This is a genomic window from Billgrantia montanilacus, assembly GCF_003336675.1.
Lineage (GTDB): Bacteria > Pseudomonadota > Gammaproteobacteria > Pseudomonadales > Halomonadaceae > Halomonas > Halomonas montanilacus.
In genome coordinates this window covers 211,925-228,141 of record NZ_QPII01000002.1, presented here as the reverse complement: position 1 = coordinate 228,141, position 16,217 = coordinate 211,925, and the positions used below count along the sequence as shown (strand labels likewise).

Sequence of the window (16,217 nt, the reverse complement as noted above, 5' to 3'; positions counted from 1 at the left end):
CGTGTCGGACCTGACTCGCGCTGGCGGCTCTGGCGGTGCCGGAGATATCGCCTACAATCCTGCCGGCAAAGTCGTTGGCCGTGATGACGGTAGCGCGACACTCGGGTTCACTTAAACATCGTAGCCTGACTCCGGGGTTCGCCAAAGCCGACCGGGCATCCTATGAGTAGGACCGAGGCACGGCCTCAAGGCCGCGGCTTTTTCCTAGATGCGCCAGCACTTGATGCCTTGGCCGCTCTTGCCTCAGGATTCACTGCTTGGAGGGGGGGCCGTGCCCCGATTCCGTCTGTTTGGTTTCGAAACCCTCGCCGATATGGACCTGCCCACTCCCATGGCAGAACCCTTACCGTCGGCGGCTCCCGAGCTCTCTTTCAGATGCCTGACGGCTGATCCGGCCGAAACTCAACTTTCCATAGGCAATACCCTCTACCTTAGCAAGAGTCTCAACGATACAGGGGAGCCTTCCGTTCAGCTTTTCGAGGCGAGTGGGTCTGCTTGGTTGATGCGCTTTCCAGGGATTGCCGACTTCTATCTGCGACCGGGGGAGATCGAGTGTCGGCTCGTCGAGCCGGGACTGGCTTACATGATCAATGTCCTGCTGCTGGGGCATGTCATGGCCTGCTACCTGGAGCGTCAGAGTATCCTGGCCCTGCATGCGGGCGCCATTGTTGTTGGCGATCAGGCCGTGCTACTGGCCGGAAACAAGGCGGCAGGCAAGAGCACTCTGGTGACCTCCATGGTCGCGGCAGGTTTTTCCTTGATGGCAGATGATATCGCCGCTGTGGAGGAGAGGGCGGGTAAGGTGCTTTGCCGCTCGGCCTTTCCCCTGGTCAAGCTGACACCCGAGCAACTCAAACGCTTCGTGAAGGGGGGAGGCAGATCATACCCCCGTTTTCACCCGGGCTTTACCAAGCTGAGTGTGCCGGTGGCGGATCTAGGCAGTTACGATCCAGGCTCCCATCCGGTGGGGACGATCTACCTGCTCGAAAGGGGGAACGACGAGAGCCCGGTCATCGAGACTCTGCCGCCTGCCAGGGCGGTGGCGGAGCTGGCCAGGCACTCCTTCCTCGGCCATGTCCTCGAGTCGACTCCCATGCAGCGTGATCGCTTCATCCATCTGGTACGTGTAGCACGCTCCATCCCCGTCAAGCGCTTGAGCTATCCGAACGGCTTCTGTCATCTGGCCGACGTGCATGCGGCCATCGTGCGTGACCTGGAGGCTCAGTAGTGGGTGCAGACAATCTGATGGTGACGCTCCATGACGGCGCCCAAGTCCCCACTGCTAGGTTGCTATCAGTGACCGGGAAGTCGGACGTGCCCTCGGCAGTCGAGGAACTGGCCGCGGCCGTTCGTGCCAATCCGCTCTGGTGTCGGTTGCCGGGTTCGGTACTGATCGGGAGGTGTGAGCCCGTGCCCTTGCTGGCGGTGGCCGGCACCTTTACCGAAGAGCAGCAGGTACTGCTGGTACAGCTCAGAGAGCACCTTGATGTCCTTCTACATGAACGTGCTTTCGTCGACTATTCCCAGGCAGAGGAGGTGTGTGGCCAGCTTGCGGATAGGCTGGTCATGGTCTTCGGTACCGACATTCTTCAATCCGCGCAGTTTGCTGCCATTCCCCGAGGAGGCCTGTTCGTGCTGGGAATGCTCGCCTACCATCTTGACTTGCGCCCCGACCAGCTCACTAGCCTGGAGGCGGCTCATGCCGGCAGGATGCTGTTCGTGATTGACGACTGCAGCCTGTCCGGCACCCGTTTCCGCGAAAGCCTGAACCGTATCGTCACCCATTCCGTGGTTTTCTGTCCCCTCTATGCGCCGGAGGCGCTGTGCGCGAGCATTGTCTCTAGAGAGCCCAGGGTGGTGAACTGCTTGGCAGGGGCCAGTCTCAGGGATACCTCGCCGACTTCGGACGATGTCGGTTATTCCGCCTGGAAGCATCAGCGTCTCGCCCAACTCGGCGGTGACGGCTACTGGCTGGGGCAGACACTGGGCGTTGCCTTTGCCTGGTGTACACCGCAAACGCGGCGCTGGGATGAAACGGAAGGGCGCTTTATGGAAGGCTGGGATGTGGTGCCGCCGTCGCGTAGCCTCAAGCGTCGTCGGCTGTTGCAGCGGCTTGAAGGTGATCCTGCAGTGGACTATCTACCGCCCCTGACACTGAATATGCCGATTTCCGAGGCCGACGTTCGGGCCCATGATCGCGTGCTCTGGTCTTGCCGAGGCAACGAGGTGATCGTTGCGAAGATCCCTCAACGGGCTGGCATCGGCGCCAGGGTATATAGCCTGGCCGGCATCAGCGCGGAGTTTTGGCAGCTGTTGATGACGCATGGTTCTATGCAGCACGCCATTCAGGTGTTGCTGACCCGCTACCAGGTAGCGAGTGAATGGCTTGGGGCTGACATGAGCAGCTTGGTGGAGCAGATGCGCTCGGAGGGGTTGATCGTGCAATGCGATGGAATACCTCGGGGTGGTGGCTCCGTTGCATGAAGTCGTTGTGGCAGCAGGGACTGACCTGTTGGCTGGTGGCTCTGTTGCAATTTTGAGACTGATATTCTCCGTTCGGAATGCCTGAGAAAAATCGTACGGCAACGGAATGGCTTATATGCAACACTTCGTGAGGAGATTGATAAGTTCTGTAAAGCCTGTTGCTGACTGCAGAAGCTGATTACGGTTTCGGCATCAGCCAATGTCCAGGGCGACAATGAAAATAGGCTGTCGTGACAGGGAGATGGGTGGGGGAGGAGTGATGATGAACATCCGACTATGGCATGCGAGTCGTGACGAGGTTAGTGCCCGAGCTGGGCAGCTTCGTGCTCTTATTGCTGTAGAGCAGGAGTGCCAAGATGGGCAGCTTATTCATTCAGATCTCAATCCTTACATCGACAAGATCCTGGGCTTGGCAGAGTTTATCCTTCTGGAGGTGGACGATGAGTGTCAGGGTTTCTGCGCCTTTTATACCTATGACGAATTGCAGGACAGTGCCTTTATCACTCTGATTATGATCTCGCCGATATTGCGCAGCAGCGGGCTGGCAGAACAAATTCTTGACCATGTCGTCGAGGCGGCCAGGTCACATGGATTCATGGGCGTAACCCTGTGGGTCAACCGTCACAACGACAGGGCCATTCGGTTCTACCGTCGGTTGGGCTTTCAGGCGCTGCAGAGTGACCGTAATGGCCAGGTTTTTATGAGGCTTGATCTTGCTTTATATAACAGTGTTTGCAGGGCCTCAGACTACCGGGTTGGTGTCATAGACTAGCATCGGGGCAACAGTGAGGGATTTAAGATGTTGGGGGGAGTTACACTCGAAAAATTTGAGCAGGATATGCACGAAAAAGGCTGGGTAATCTTCGAGGAAGCTTTGCCCGATGATTTTGTTAAGGAGCTTAGAGATGATTGCTTGAAGTGGGTCGATATATGCAAGAAGTATCAGATTAAAAATGGTGTTAATGGATCAGGCGACGGCACGGCACACCATTGCCTAGGATCGGGAGACAGCATAGATCGCTATGTCGACATGCACCTTTTTCACCCCTATATTTCGCGATATTTTGATGACCAGCCTTATATCTGCAACTCACTCACACCGATTGGTGGATTTCCGGGAGTGACGACCTATGTACACAAGTTGCATCGTGATGTACGAACCCTGATCCCAGGATATCCATTAAAGCTTAATATGTTAGTAATGTGCGATGACTTCACTTCAGAAAACGGCACCATGGTATTGACGGGGTCACACAACCGGCCCGACAGGCCCAGCGATGAGGAGTTTGGACGCTATCATGAACGCTTCGTGGGCCGAGCTGGATCAGTTGTGCTCTTCAATTCCACCCTGTGGCACAAGGGAGTTACGATATTAGGCTCTCGCCCACGAGTCGCCTTGACTGTTGGGTATGGACGAGCTTTCGTCAAACCAGCCATGGACTATGCACGCATGCTGGGTGAAGTGTACGGAGACTCTCTCTCCCCATTGACTCGCCAGGTCCTGGGTTATAACTCCCGGGTTCCTGTGACGTTAGATGAATGGTATCAGGCCGTGGATAAAAGGCTGTATCATCCTGATCAAGGATGATGATTTGTTTATTTATTATTTTAAGGTTTCCGCGCTATGATTAAAAGAGCTTTTGATGTTTTCATGGCCAGCATAGCCCTTCTGGCACTTTCACCACTGATGCTGGTAGTGGCGATTTTGGTAAAGTTGACCATGGGTGGTGATGTATTTTTTCGCCAATGGCGGCCGGGTAAAGGTGAAATTCCCTTTCAAGTGATAAAGTTTAGAACGATGCGAGAAGCGGTCGATAAGCAGGGCGTTCTCCTTCCTGACGAAGAACGTGTTACACGACTTGGACTGATGATTCGGCGCGCTAGTCTCGATGAGCTACCGCAACTCTTCAATATCCTGAAGGGAGACATGTCTTTCGTAGGCCCGCGTCCATTGCTGATGGACTACCTGCCCTATTTTATTGGAGACGAGCGCCGTCGCCACGATGTTCGGCCAGGCGTGACCGGGCTGGCTCAGGTTAATGGTCGCCACGACATAAGTTGGGAGAATAAGCTGAAACTGGATGTTGAGTATGTCGAGCGCCATACCCTATGGCTGGACCTGAAGATCCTGTATGCCACTTTCTTTATTGTGCTCAAGCGTGAGGGTATATTGTATACGGCTCCTCAGGGGCGGCTGGATGATTATCGCAGGCGGCTCGGGCTTCGACATGTCGCCTGATCATGCTTTTCTGGCTTCTGTGTCCCATCGGGTGGGTGGCGCCTTCTATCTCTTCGATGCGCGTAAATTTCAGGACAATTATCTCGACCTGCGGGACCAGCTTCGCCGTCATTGGCCGAAAACCGAGCTGGCTTATGCCATGAAGGCCAATTACATGCCCCCGATCGGTCGTGTGCTGGCCGAGTTGGATGGCTGGGCTGAAGTGGTGTCCGCCTTTGAGTATCAGATCGCCAGGGCCTCATTACCTGGCGACAGAATCATCTTCAACGGGCCGGTCAAGCGAGAGCAGGATCTGCGAATGGCGCTTGATGACAGTAGTCAGGTCAACCTGGATTCCTTCCGGGAAATCCAACTGCTGAAGAAGATTGCACCGGAGTTCGATCATGTCGAGGTGGGCCTGCGGGTCAGCTTCGACTTTCCTGAGCTGGCCAGCCGTTTTGGCTTCGAGGTGGAAACCGGAGAGCTGGATAAGGCGCTCATGGCGCTAGATACAATCCCGGGTGTCGAGGTTGTGGAGCTGCACTGCCATGCCACCCGCCGCCAGCTGGGTGTGGCTGACCCCGTGGAGCGGGTAGAACGTCTTTGTAGCCTGGCCGGTGACCTGATGCATCGACATCCCATCCGGTCGATCAATATCGGCGGAGGGTTGCTGGGCGACATGCCCTCGTCACTCAGGGAGCAGTTTCCCTATGCGGTGCCGAGCCTTGCCGAGTACGCCGATGCTATTGGCCGTGCTCTTATACACCGCTCCCCTGCGGCATCCATGCGCCTGGTCGTGGAGCCTGGTACGTCGATGGTGGCGAACACCATGTGTTTGGTCGCGCCGGTCGTCGAGACCAGGCAGCGTCGAGGGGGCTGGCAGGCCTTGCTCGATACCGGCATCAATAGTCTCAACGCTACCCGTTCGGCTGCCCGGCCGAGTCTGAGAGTGGTGTCGTCATCTCTGTCGGTTATAGGCGACGCACCGCGGGACTATCGCTTGGTAGGCAATACCTGTATGGAGCATGACATCATTTGCGAATCGTTCATGGGATGCCTTGATATCGGTGACTTTGTGGTCTTCGAGAACCGTGGTGCCTACTCATTGAACTACACGCCACCGTTCATTGTGCCCTGTCCCGCGGTGGTGGATTTCCAGGGACGCCTGCTGAAGCGGGCCGAATCGCCCGACGATATTCTGGCTTCCTATCGCAACCAAAGCACTTGATGAACTCGAGGAAGCCCAGCATGAACATCCTTCTTACCAGCGCCGGAAGGCGTAACTATCTGCTGGCGTATTTTCGGAATGCCCTGAGGGGAAGGGGGCGTGTGCTGGCCGCTGATTGCTCCGGCTATGCCGCTGCACTGCAGGAGGCAGACGAGGCGTTTGTAGTGCCCCGTGTAGACGCGCCCGACTATGTAGAACACCTGCTACAGCTCAGCATATCCTGTGAAGTGGGACTGATTTTATCTCTCAATGATCACGAACTGCCGATCCTGTCTGCTGCAAAGGAGCAGTTTACTGCTCAGGGAGTTCAGGTGGTGGTCTCACGTCCCGACGTTATAAAGCTGGCAGCTGACAAGCTGATGACGGCGAGATTTCTCAATGAGGTGGGACTGGGTGCTCCTATAACCTATGCCTCTCTTGAGGAGGCCCTGGCAGGCCTGGATAGCGGTGACGTGGCCTTTCCTCTGGTGGTGAAACCACGCTGGGGCACAGCATCGCTGGGCATCGAGTTGGTTGATGACCTGAAGCAACTCAGGCTGGCCTGGGACTATGGGAGGTTGCGTCTGCCCAAGATGGGACTTAGTAACGGAACCACCAGGGCGGAAGGTTTGCTAATCCAAGAGCTTTTGCCAGGTCAAGAATATGGTCTGGATGTGGTCAATGACTTGAATGGCCGTTACCGAACCACCTTTGCCAAACGCAAGTTGGCCATGCGAGGCGGAGAAACCGACAGGGCTGTGACAGAGAATCGTCCGGAGTTGATTGAGCTGGGAAGGCGGATTGGTGAGTCGCTAGGGCATGTCGGCAATCTGGACTGTGATGTGTTCCTCCATGGTGACTCGTGCTTTGTGCTGGAACTCAATCCGCGTTTCGGTGGCGGGTATCCGTTCAGTGCCGAAGCAGGGGCCGATGTGCCTGCCGCCTTGATAGCTTGGGCCGAGGGCCGCGATGCTCCTGTTGGCTGGGATTCGCTACGTAACGATATTATTTCGGCCAAGTGCGATCGCCTGGTGAGAATCGACGAAAGCCTTTCGACTACTCTTATCGAGCCGGTGGGACGCTAGCCCATGGATATCTGGGGTGGTTTGGGGGTTCTAGCGCTGGGTGGCTTGTCACTACTGGTGCCTCATGGTTTTCAGATCTTCCTGCTGGGGCTGGCCGCTGGCATGTTCCTCTGCATGATGCGACCGGGAACAGGCGTTGCCGCCCTGACAGTGCTTCTGCCTCCCCTGTTCATGACCCTGTTCGGCGTGACCTGGCTGGCGTTGGCGGCGTGGCATGGTGAAACTCTGGCGACCTGGCAACTGATATGGCCGGTGCTGCTGGCTTGTCCGGTCGCATGGGTCGTGCAATGTGTCAAGCTGGATCCCGTCTGGTTCTGGGGTGGCCTGGCACTGGGCGCTTCCGGTGCCGGAGCTTGGGCGATATTCCAGGTACTGGTGCTGGGGGCGGACAGGGCCGCGGGACATGACCCCCTGCATGCGATCCTGTTCGGCAATCTGGCCTTGATGATGGGCCTGTTTTGTCTGGTTGGGTTCAACTGGGCCTGGCGCCAGCCCGAGCGCGCTTTCTGGAGCTGCGTGATGGCCATTGGAGTGCTGCTGGGAAGCTTTGCTTCGTTGCTCTCAGGGACCCGGGGCGGCTGGGTGGTGCTGCCGGGGCTTCTGGCGATATGGTTGCTGGCGTTCGGTGGCTGGATAACAGTGCGTCGTCGAGTGCAGCTCGCTGTCTTTGGGGCTTTGCTAGTGGTCTCAGCCGTGGCGATTCCACAGATGGGGGTTCAGGCACGGCTGGCGTTGGGCATAGAGCATGCTTGCCGTTACCTGTCCGGGGAGCGCACAGTGGCCACTGCTGCCCGTCTAGAGATATGGCGGGGTGCGGTTCTGCTGATCAGTGAGCATCCGCTGAGGGGATGGGGGAGTGCAGGATATCTGGAGGGTATGGCGCAGCTCTCGGCGGAAGGTCGACTGGATCCTGCCACCTCCAATTACTGGCATGCCCACAGCGACCTTCTTGATGCCTGGGTGCGACGTGGTGTTTTCGGCCTGGCCGCGCTGCTGGCTATCTACTTGCTGCCGGTCTATCTGTTTCGGAAAGGCATCAGCGCCCGAGATCCGACAAGGCGAGCGTTGGCAACCTGTGGTCTGCTGCTTCCCGCCGGCTTTGCCGGTTTCGGACTGAGCTATGCGTTCATGGCCTATTCGGCAGGTGTGGCGGCCTACACCGGCTGGCTCTGTGTGATCTGGGGATTGTATGTCTCCCTGCCGCCCAGTGCGGATTACTCGGATTCATCAAGCTGATGCCCAAAACAGGGAGGCGAGGCCGGTTCGCAATCGGCGGCATCCTCGTCCTGCAGCGCCTGAAGCAGGGCGTCCCGCAGCAGAGGCAGATGGGAATCGTCGAGGTGGCGGGCCGCAGAGAGCAGAGTCAGTCGCCCGCGCCGGGCATGGCGCATCAGGGGCGTCAGGCAGGCAGGGTCATCGCGCAACTCGCCCCGGTAGCGTGCAGCGAAGACGGTTTCGCTGATCTCACCCTGATGGTACTGGCGCCTGAGTAGCGTGGAGGGGGATGCATCACGATACCACTCCGTCAGGGCCAGGCCCTCGCGGCGCTTGCCGCGAGGCCAGAGGCGATCCACCAGCACCCTGGCACCATCCCCTGCCTCGGCCGGGCTGTAGATGCGCTTGAGGACAATCTCGTAGCTCATGGTCTGGCTCTTCCTGTTGCGAATGACCTGGTACGCCCTAGTGCTCCTTCAATGCCTCACGAGCCTTTGCCTGCCACTGGCCGGGGATTTTCGCCGCTCTCGATAGGGCATGGTGGGCCTCCTCGGCGTCACCTCGATGCTGCAGCGACAGCCCCATGTTGAGCCAGGCCACAGCGAGTTTATCATCATGGCGCACGGCTACGCGGAAAGCTTCAATGGCACCGTCCCGATCGCCTAGCACATGGCGCGCATTGCCCAGGGCGAAGTGGCCCATGGCCGACGTCGGGAAGCGGCTGACCAGGGCTTCCCAGGCGGGTAGTGCTGCCTGTGGCCCCTGTACCTGCTCGTAGGAGGCGATTGCATCGAGCGCCTGGTATGCGCCGATAGCTTCGGGCAGTTGCCCCGGCGGCAGTGCGACGAAAGCCCAGCGGTCGCTACGAGTCCAAGTGGCGTCGAAGCGTCGGAATGACTCGATGCGTTCCGCTTCCTCGCCGCTATGCAGGATCATCTCCTCGGCCTCTCGATCGTAGCCGATGGCCACGGCGTAATGCCACATGGGCCAGGCTGGAAGCGATAGATTCTGCATCACCACCACGGGGTGGCCTGCCGCGATCTCAGTAAGCAGCGCATCGAAGGTATTGTTCAGTACGTAGGGGATGACGCCATGGCGACGGGTGGTTGCCAGCATTTCCGGTTGAACGCTGCCTTCTCGATCCGGAATGAAGACCTGCGGAATCAGGGTATCCACTGTCACATCGACACCCTGGCTATTGAGTACCATGGCAAGCGATGCGGGACCGCACTGGTACTCCCGCTGGGCGTGGAATGGCACGCCATCGATCTGAGCCCGCATGGGCAGAGAGGCTTCCGTGGCATCGGCCAGCTGCGGAGTGGTGGCACAGCCGGCGAGCATCATCGAGACAGCCGACAGCAGAACGCCCGCAAAGCGGGCGTTCAGAAGCTGCCGAAATCGGCGGGTTGTCATGAGGCGTCCTGTGTCAACGCGTGAAGGGGAAGACGTTGGTCAGACCGAGGATATCGGTGACCAGCAGCACGACGAAGACGAACAGCAGTGCACCCACGACACTGGCGCCTGCGGGCAGCTGCTCGAGCTGCTCGGCCATCTGGCGTGCTTCATCATCGGAGAGTGCGGCCACCCGGGCGTCCACTTCATCGAGATCCACGCCCTGGGCGATGAGCTGCTCCTGGACGTCGGCCCGGGACAGGATTTCCTGGATCCGCTCGCGATCGGCATCGGGGCGCTCGGCGCTCAGGGCCGCCTGGGTGGTCACCAGATCACTGGTAGGCACGGGGGCGGCGGCCACGGAGACACTTCCCAGCAGCAGGGCGAGGATCAGCAGCGGGCTGAGGTAACGGTAGAATCTTTTCATGGCGATCTTCCTTCTTCTTTGGATTGGGCTTCCGGCTCTTGAATGATCCATGTCGCCATCGCGGCGAGCTGGACACGTCCTGCACTCCAACGATGTCTTCTTAGTATAAGCAGAAAGGCCGTGGTATTTCATGCTCTTGCATCATGTATAATGGCTGGCTCAGGCGATCCGGGTGCAGTTTCGCCCATTGGCCTTGGCTGTGTAGAGGGCCTTGTCGGCGCGTGAGTAGAGTGAGTCGAAGTCAGAACCCTGCTTCTGGCCGGTGGCCAGGCCAAGGCTGACGGTGAGCATCGTGGACGCACCGAGTGTCGGTGCGGTGAGTCCAGCGATGCGGTGGCGAATCCGCTCGGCGACTTCAAAAGCCCCTTCTGACGATGTGTCAGGCATCAGGATGCAAAATTCCTCGCCTCCGATTCGACTCACGATATCGGCTTGACGCGTCTCCTCCTGCACGGCGTTGGCGAAGGCCTTCAGTACGCCGTCGCCGGTGGGATGGCCCAGTCTGTCATTGAGCTGCTTGAATAAATCGAGGTCGAGTAGCGCTATGCTCAGTGGCTTGCCATTGCGCAGGCTCTGTTCGTGAAGACGATCTGCGGCTTCCTTAAGGTAGCGTCGATTCCCGAGCCCGGTCAGTTCGTCGACCAGGCTGAGGCGCTTCACGGCTTCACGTTCCCGATGCAGACGTAACAGAGCGAGCATGAGCCCGCCGACCACTATCAGTACCAGCAGGACCAGGGCGCCGATTGCCCAGGTGAGCCGTTCCATGAGTATGCGCTGCTCGGCGGCTGCGACGTGGATCAGTTCATTGAGCTCGCTATAGGCTCGTGCCATCTCGTTCTCGATCTCGTAACCGAGTCGCGTCAGCTCGACCGGTACGACACCGGCTTGCAGCTCATCGACCCGGTTCTGTAGCTCGGGCAACTGCGCTGCCGCCTGATGCAGTGTGTCGAGCGACGGGACATACTCGGCCGGGTCGAGTTGACTTCTGGTCAGGCCATGACTGACGCCGTTGATATGCTGCGGTATGCGCCACAGCAGATTGCCGAGGCGCTCTTCGGGTGCGCGTTCGGGCGACTCTTGCAGTCGATCCAGGGTATGGCGGAGCAGCACGGGGTGCTGCTGGGCACGCACCACATCGGCGACCAGTGCCGTGTAGTTGGCCCCCACGTGCTGACGTGCATTGACCACGTAGAAGCCTATCGTCAGGGCGCAGACCCCCGCCAACAGGGTGAACCCCAAGGCCAACTGCCAGCTCAGGGTGCGGTGCTGGCGTTGGCTCATTGGGCCTGAATGTCTCGAATCGACCAGATCCAGTGGGTCATGCTCGCTGTGCCTGCTTCAACGGCCTGGGCATCGGCGGGTATGATCAGCATGGTGGGGCCGAACTCCGTAAGCGTCAGGGGGTCACCATCGAGGCGTGTGGCGAGCAGGTAGCGCGTCTCTTCACGATCCTGGGGGGTGATGAAGACCGTATAGTCATCGTGGGCGATAAGCCGCAGCGTGGCAGAAGCGTCAAGATTCTGGGAGTCGAGAAAGTCGTCCAGCCACACACCCGCGAAGCTCCCCTGCGGGCCTTCGAAATGCTGAAGTGTTACCTCATGGAGGGGCGATGACTCGATCTCGGCGCGACTAACGGGACGGCGCTCGCCGTCGCTGTGCAGCGTGAGAATGGGTGTCTCATCCTGTGACGGGGACAGTTCGCTGGGGGCGGCCTCGGTGGCTTTGACGGGCGCCATGGCGAGCGCCATGAACAAGCAGGTCGTCAGGGCGACCAGTGAAAGCGTCAGGTGTGAGGGGCGGCTCATGCGGATGGCTCCCAGGCAGCAGTTTTCAAGGGGATGATGGCAGGATTCCAGGCCGAATATCTGACGCAGAGTTAACGCTTTAAATCAGAAGCGTTAACCCACGCGGTATGAGGAGGGCAGTTCCGCGAGCAGGCCACGGCCGCCGGCCAGTGTCAGGGCCAGGTCATGCAGGCCGTCCCATAATGGCAGTGGGCTGGCACCCTTGATCGCCAGGTCCAGGCGCTGGGCCAGTAGCAGCAGTTTGTGCAGTCGTTTCATTGGTAGTCGAGCGATGGCCTGCTGATAGGCCGGTCGACGCTTGTCGAAGATGGCGGGCTTCTGGGCCTTGCAGGCATGTTCGAAGCTCTGGCCCTGGTCCAGGTGCTGATGAAGCGAGAGCAGTGTGCGCAGCTCACGCGTCAGCGCCCAGAGCACGATCGGTGATTCGACGCCTTCACCGCGCAGCCCGCGCATGATTCGTGACACCCGTTCACGCTCCCCCTTCAGGCAGGCATCCATCAAGGTGAAGACGTCGTAGCGTGCGCTGTTTTCGACGCCACTGGCGATCTCGGCCGGGCCGACACGGGCTCCCCTGGGCAGCAGCAGGGAGAGCTTCTGCAATTCCTGATCGGCAGCCAGCAGATTACCTTCGGTTCGATCACCCAGCATGCGGGCGGCCTCGAGGTCGAGGATCAACTGGTGACGCTCGGCGCGGTCGCGCAGCCAATAGCCGAGGCGAGAGGGGTCTACCGGCCATACCGGCACGAACAGACCCACCTTGTCGAGCGCCTGGAACCAAGCACTCTTCTGCTGGCGGTAGTCGAGCTTGCCCATGGAGACCAGGAGCACATCATTACTACGCTCGAGTTCCCCGGCATGCTCCTTGAGTGCCTTGGCTCCCTCCTGGCCCAGGCTGCTGGAGCCCAGCCTCAGTTCGATCAGCTTGCTGGAGGCAAACAGCGACATGCTGGCGGCGGTTTCGCGTAGCCGTCCCCAGGCGAAGTTGGCTTCCACATGGAGAATATCCCGCTCTTCGATGCCGCGGGATCGCGCGGCCAAGCGGACGGTGTCGCAGGCTTCCATGTGCTGCAGGGGTTCATCACCGGCGACGATGACCACCGGGGGCAGCTTCTTGTCCAGCGCGTCGGCAAGCTTGTCGGCAAAGACCTTCATCGTCTATTCGTCATTCCAGTGAGCGTAGCCGGTCAAGGAGACGGCGAGTCGCATCGCGACGCAGCTCCTGCTGGGCTTCCTCGCGGATCTCCTCCTGTGCCAGGAGGTTGTCATCGCTGACCGTGAAGCGGGTGACGACCTCTAATGACTGCTGAGGCAGCCGATAGGCACCATCGGATCGTCGCTGAACCGAGAAGGGGACGCGAAGGGACATTTCCATCTCCCGGGGGCCCGTATCCTGTACGCCAAGGGGGCGTTCGCGGAACTCCTCGTCCCCCAGATTGAGCACCAGGGCGGCATGGGCGTGCACATGTGTATCGCCGGACTCCAGCCTTTCCTGCACCATTCCGGCAAAATCGCTGTCGCTGCCGGAGATGGCGAGTTCGCTGATGGCCGGGCCTGGCGTATCGAGACCGCGCAGACGATAGCCGCAGCCTGAGAGGCCAAGGCTGGCGCTACCGGTCAGCAATAGCCCTAGGAAGGTGCGTCGTTGCATTAGCCTGCTCCTTACGCGACTACGATATTGACCAGCTTGCCGGGCACTACGATCACCTTGCGGACCGCCTTGCCCTCGATGTGGCGCTGCACGTTCTCGGCAGAGAGTGCCTGGGCCTCGATGGCAGCCTTGTCGGCATCGGCCGGTGACTCGATACGTGCCCGCAGCTTGCCGTTGACCTGCACCACCAGTTCCATCGTGTCGCGTGTCAGGGCGCCTTCATCCAGTTGAGGCCAGCGAGCGTCGATAGCGGGCTCGTCATGGCCGAGGTGATGCCACAGGGCATGGCAGGCGTGAGGCGTGATCGGGGAAAGCAGCAGTACACTGGCCTCGATCGCCTCGCGTGCCACGGCCAGGCCCCGGGGTGAGTTGTCGTCGAATTTCGAAAGGGTGTTGGTCAGCTCCATGACTGCGGCTATGGCGGTATTGAATGTGGTACGCCGTCCGATGTCGTCGCTCGCCTTCTTGATCGTCTCGTGAGTCTTGCGCCGAAGCTCACGCTGGGCATCGTCGAGCGATGCGCTATCCAGCGTGCCAGGCTCACCGGCCTCGAGGTGTTCAAAAACGATGCGCCACAAGCGCTTGAGGAAGCGACTGGCACCCTCCACACCGGAGTCGGACCACTCCAGCGACTGTTCGGGAGGGGCAGCGAACATCATGAACAGACGCACGGTATCGGCACCGAAACGGTCGATCATCGACTGGGGATCGACGCCGTTGTTCTTTGACTTCGACATCTTCTCGATGCCGCCCATTTCCACGGACTTGCCGTCTTCGATCAGCACTGCACTGATTGGGCGGCCCTTGTCGTCACGCTTGACCTCCACGTCGGCGGGGTTGAACCACTCCTTTCCGCCGTTGGGCGTCGAACGATAGAAGGTCTCGGCGATCACCATGCCCTGGGTCAGCAGTCGCTGGAAGGGCTCGTCGACCTTCACCAGACCCAGGTCGCGCATCAGCTTGGTGAAGAAGCGCGCATAGAGCAGGTGCAGGATGGCGTGTTCGATACCACCGATGTACAGGTCTACCGGCAACCAATAGTCGGCACGCTCATCGAGCATGGCGTCGTGGTTGTCGGAGCAGCAGAAACGCGCGTAGTACCACGAGGACTCCATGAAGGTGTCGAAGGTATCGGTTTCCCGGGTCCAGCCCTCGCCCAGGTCCGAGAATTCGGGCATTTTCTTCAACGGCGAACCGGAGGCATCGACGGTGACCTCCATGGGCAGCGACACCGGCAGTTCGTCGTCGCTGAGCGGCACAGTCTGGCCCTCTGGGCCGTATTTGACCGGTATCGGCGCCCCCCAATAGCGTTGGCGGGCGACCCCCCAGTCGCGCAGGCGGAAGTTGGTCCTCACCTCGCCCCGGCCGAGCGATTCGAGCCTGGCGGCGATGGCGTCGAAGGCCTGGGTGAAATCGAGGCCGTCGAACTCGCCGGAATTGATTACCGTGCCGTACTCTTCCAGGGCGCCCGCGGAGAGGTCCGGTGACTGGCCGTCCGCATCGGCGATTACCGCTTCAATGGGCAGGCCATACTTGGTGGCAAACTCCCAGTCCCGCTGGTCATGACCGGGCACCGCCATGACGGCGCCGGTGCCGTATTCCATCAGCACGAAGTTGGCCACATAGACCGGCACTTCACGGCCGGATAGCGGGTGTACCGCCACATGCCCCGTCGGCATGCCTTTCTTCTCCATGGTGGCTAGCGCCGCCTCGGAGGTTCCGCCGTGTGTGCACTCCTCGCAGAAAGCGGCGAGCTCGGCATTGCCTTCGGCAGCGGCCTTGGCCAGCGGATGGCCGCTCGCGACTGCCACATAGGTCACGCCCATCAGGGTGTCAGGGCGTGTGGTGTAGACGCTGATGGGGTCAACACTTGCGCCGTCACTGCGCTTTATATCGAAGGAGAGTTCCACGCCGCGCGACTTGCCGATCCAGTTGCGCTGCATGGTCTTGACCTGTTCGGGCCACTCGATCTTGTCGAGGTCGGCCAGCAGTTCCTCGGCGTAGTCGGTGATCTTGAGGAACCAAAGCGGGATCTCCTTGCGTTCGACCAGGGCGCCAGAACGCCAGCCGCGCCCCTCGATGACCTGTTCGTTGGCCAGCACTGTCTGGTCTACCGGATCCCAGTTGACCGTCGACATCTTCTTGTAGACAAGCCCCTTCTCCACCAGCTTGGTGAAGAACCACTGTTCCCAGCGGTAATAGTCGGTATCGCAGGTGGCGAACTCACGCCCCCAGTCGTAGGCAAAACCCAGCGCCTTCAACTGATTGCGCATGTAGTCGATGTTGTCGTAGGTCCACTTGGCCGGCGGGACCCGATTCTGGATCGCGGCATTCTCGGCAGGCATGCCGAAGGCGTCCCAGCCCATGGGCTGCATGACGTTCTTGCCTTGCATGCGCTGATAGCGGGAGACCACGTCGCCGATGGTGTAGTTGCGCACGTGCCCCATGTGCAGCTTGCCGCTGGGGTAGGGGAACATCGACAGGCAATAGAACTTCTCGCGACTGGCATCTTCCACCGCCTTGAAGCACTGATTCCTGTCCCAGTACTGCTGGGCGTCGTGTTCGGTTTCTTGGGGCTTGTACTGTGCGTCCATCGGTTTTCGCGCTTACCTTGAATGTTCGGGCACTGTGGCGGGCACGGTGCGGGTCGGCGGAGTCTTGTCCGGCGTCAGGCGTTGATCGCTTCTTGGCGATAAAACGTTGAACTGACGGCTAGATATCGTCTAAATGGTAACC

The 16,217-nt window shown here is 59.6% G+C and carries 16 protein-coding genes; 8 read left to right on the top strand and 8 right to left on the bottom strand.

The window, feature by feature from the left end; genetic code table 11:
• The first annotated feature begins 271 nt into the window (after positions 1-271).
• From DU505_RS03685 to DU505_RS03650, 8 genes are all read left to right on the top strand, one after another.
• Positions 272-1,228: a phosphoenolpyruvate carboxykinase (ATP) gene (locus tag DU505_RS03685; RefSeq protein ID WP_147273042.1), complete on the top strand. Its 957-nt coding sequence runs from the start codon at positions 272-274 to the stop codon at positions 1,226-1,228.
• A complete protein-coding gene (locus DU505_RS03680) occupies positions 1,228-2,484 on the top strand; it encodes a PqqD family protein (RefSeq protein ID WP_114477644.1) in 1,257 nt (418 codons plus the stop codon). The genes DU505_RS03685 and DU505_RS03680 overlap by 1 nt, the downstream gene beginning before the upstream one ends.
• Positions 2,485-2,746: 262 nt before the next feature.
• A complete protein-coding gene (locus tag DU505_RS03675; protein WP_181872719.1) occupies positions 2,747-3,256 on the top strand; it encodes a GNAT family N-acetyltransferase in 510 nt (169 codons plus the stop codon).
• A 27-nt stretch (positions 3,257-3,283) separates the two neighbouring features.
• Positions 3,284-4,072: a phytanoyl-CoA dioxygenase family protein gene (locus tag DU505_RS03670; RefSeq protein ID WP_114477642.1), complete on the top strand. Its 789-nt coding sequence runs from the start codon at positions 3,284-3,286 to the stop codon at positions 4,070-4,072.
• A gap of 36 nt (positions 4,073-4,108) precedes the next feature.
• Entirely contained in the window at positions 4,109-4,723 is a 615-nt protein-coding gene (locus tag DU505_RS03665) for a sugar transferase (protein ID WP_114477641.1), read from the top strand.
• Positions 4,683-5,930: a type III PLP-dependent enzyme domain-containing protein gene (locus DU505_RS03660; RefSeq protein WP_181872718.1), complete on the top strand. Its 1,248-nt coding sequence runs from the start codon at positions 4,683-4,685 to the stop codon at positions 5,928-5,930. Before DU505_RS03665 ends, DU505_RS03660 begins: the two co-directional genes overlap by 41 nt.
• Positions 5,931-5,950: 20 nt before the next feature.
• Positions 5,951-6,994 carry an ATP-grasp domain-containing protein gene (locus DU505_RS03655; protein ID WP_181872717.1) on the top strand — a complete coding sequence of 348 codons (1,044 nt, stop codon included), beginning with the start codon at positions 5,951-5,953 and terminating at the stop codon, positions 6,992-6,994.
• 3 nt (positions 6,995-6,997) lie between these two features.
• A complete protein-coding gene (locus tag DU505_RS03650) occupies positions 6,998-8,230 on the top strand; it encodes an O-antigen ligase family protein (protein ID WP_114477638.1) in 1,233 nt (410 codons plus the stop codon).
• Here DU505_RS03650 and DU505_RS03645 read toward each other — a convergent pair.
• The 8 genes from DU505_RS03645 to leuS form a co-directional block, all read right to left on the bottom strand.
• On the bottom strand, positions 8,209-8,637 hold the full coding sequence (locus DU505_RS03645; RefSeq protein WP_114477637.1) for a DUF488 domain-containing protein: 429 nt from the start codon (positions 8,635-8,637) through the stop codon (positions 8,209-8,211). The two genes, DU505_RS03650 and DU505_RS03645, sit on opposite strands and share 22 nt — an antisense overlap.
• Positions 8,638-8,674: 37 nt before the next feature.
• Positions 8,675-9,622 (bottom strand): PA2778 family cysteine peptidase, encoded by a 948-nt coding sequence (locus tag DU505_RS03640; RefSeq protein WP_114477636.1) that lies wholly within the window; start codon positions 9,620-9,622, stop codon positions 8,675-8,677.
• 13 nt (positions 9,623-9,635) lie between these two features.
• Positions 9,636-10,028 (bottom strand): PA2779 family protein, encoded by a 393-nt coding sequence (locus DU505_RS03635; protein ID WP_114477635.1) that lies wholly within the window; start codon positions 10,026-10,028, stop codon positions 9,636-9,638.
• A gap of 159 nt (positions 10,029-10,187) precedes the next feature.
• A complete protein-coding gene (locus DU505_RS03630) occupies positions 10,188-11,309 on the bottom strand; it encodes a GGDEF domain-containing protein (RefSeq protein WP_114477634.1) in 1,122 nt (373 codons plus the stop codon).
• Positions 11,306-11,833, bottom strand: coding sequence for a hypothetical protein (locus DU505_RS03625; RefSeq protein ID WP_114477633.1), 528 nt, complete (start codon positions 11,831-11,833; stop codon positions 11,306-11,308). The genes DU505_RS03630 and DU505_RS03625 overlap by 4 nt, the downstream gene beginning before the upstream one ends.
• Positions 11,834-11,926: 93 nt before the next feature.
• The gene (holA, locus tag DU505_RS03620; RefSeq protein ID WP_114477632.1) at positions 11,927-12,985 is read right to left on the bottom strand and encodes a DNA polymerase III subunit delta; all 1,059 of its coding nucleotides are present in this window, start codon (positions 12,983-12,985) and stop codon (positions 11,927-11,929) included.
• 10 nt (positions 12,986-12,995) lie between these two features.
• Entirely contained in the window at positions 12,996-13,481 is a 486-nt protein-coding gene (locus tag DU505_RS03615) for an LPS-assembly lipoprotein LptE (RefSeq protein ID WP_114477631.1), read from the bottom strand.
• An 11-nt stretch (positions 13,482-13,492) separates the two neighbouring features.
• Positions 13,493-16,075 carry a leucine--tRNA ligase gene (gene leuS, locus DU505_RS03610; protein ID WP_114477630.1) on the bottom strand — a complete coding sequence of 861 codons (2,583 nt, stop codon included), beginning with the start codon at positions 16,073-16,075 and terminating at the stop codon, positions 13,493-13,495.
• Positions 16,076-16,217 lie beyond the last annotated feature (142 nt).

What these genes read in the sequence shown, in the direction of transcription:
- DU505_RS03655 (WP_181872717.1), top strand. Translation starts at nt 5,951, where the DNA reads ATGAACATCCTTCTTACCAGCGCCGGAAGGCGTAACTATCTGCTGGCG.
- leuS (WP_114477630.1), bottom strand. Translation starts at nt 16,075, where the DNA reads ATGGACGCACAGTACAAGCCCCAAGAAACCGAACACGACGCCCAGCAG.
- DU505_RS03645 (WP_114477637.1), bottom strand. Translation starts at nt 8,637, where the DNA reads ATGAGCTACGAGATTGTCCTCAAGCGCATCTACAGCCCGGCCGAGGCA.
- DU505_RS03665 (WP_114477641.1), top strand. Translation starts at nt 4,109, where the DNA reads ATGATTAAAAGAGCTTTTGATGTTTTCATGGCCAGCATAGCCCTTCTG.
- DU505_RS03660 (WP_181872718.1), top strand. Translation starts at nt 4,683, where the DNA reads ATGATTATCGCAGGCGGCTCGGGCTTCGACATGTCGCCTGATCATGCT.
- holA (WP_114477632.1), bottom strand. Translation starts at nt 12,985, where the DNA reads ATGAAGGTCTTTGCCGACAAGCTTGCCGACGCGCTGGACAAGAAGCTG.
- DU505_RS03635 (WP_114477635.1), bottom strand. Translation starts at nt 10,028, where the DNA reads ATGAAAAGATTCTACCGTTACCTCAGCCCGCTGCTGATCCTCGCCCTG.
- DU505_RS03675 (WP_181872719.1), top strand. Translation starts at nt 2,747, where the DNA reads ATGAACATCCGACTATGGCATGCGAGTCGTGACGAGGTTAGTGCCCGA.
- DU505_RS03615 (WP_114477631.1), bottom strand. Translation starts at nt 13,481, where the DNA reads ATGCAACGACGCACCTTCCTAGGGCTATTGCTGACCGGTAGCGCCAGC.
- DU505_RS03625 (WP_114477633.1), bottom strand. Translation starts at nt 11,833, where the DNA reads ATGAGCCGCCCCTCACACCTGACGCTTTCACTGGTCGCCCTGACGACC.
- DU505_RS03630 (WP_114477634.1), bottom strand. Translation starts at nt 11,309, where the DNA reads ATGAGCCAACGCCAGCACCGCACCCTGAGCTGGCAGTTGGCCTTGGGG.
- DU505_RS03650 (WP_114477638.1), top strand. Translation starts at nt 6,998, where the DNA reads ATGGATATCTGGGGTGGTTTGGGGGTTCTAGCGCTGGGTGGCTTGTCA.
- DU505_RS03640 (WP_114477636.1), bottom strand. Translation starts at nt 9,622, where the DNA reads ATGACAACCCGCCGATTTCGGCAGCTTCTGAACGCCCGCTTTGCGGGC.
- DU505_RS03670 (WP_114477642.1), top strand. Translation starts at nt 3,284, where the DNA reads ATGTTGGGGGGAGTTACACTCGAAAAATTTGAGCAGGATATGCACGAA.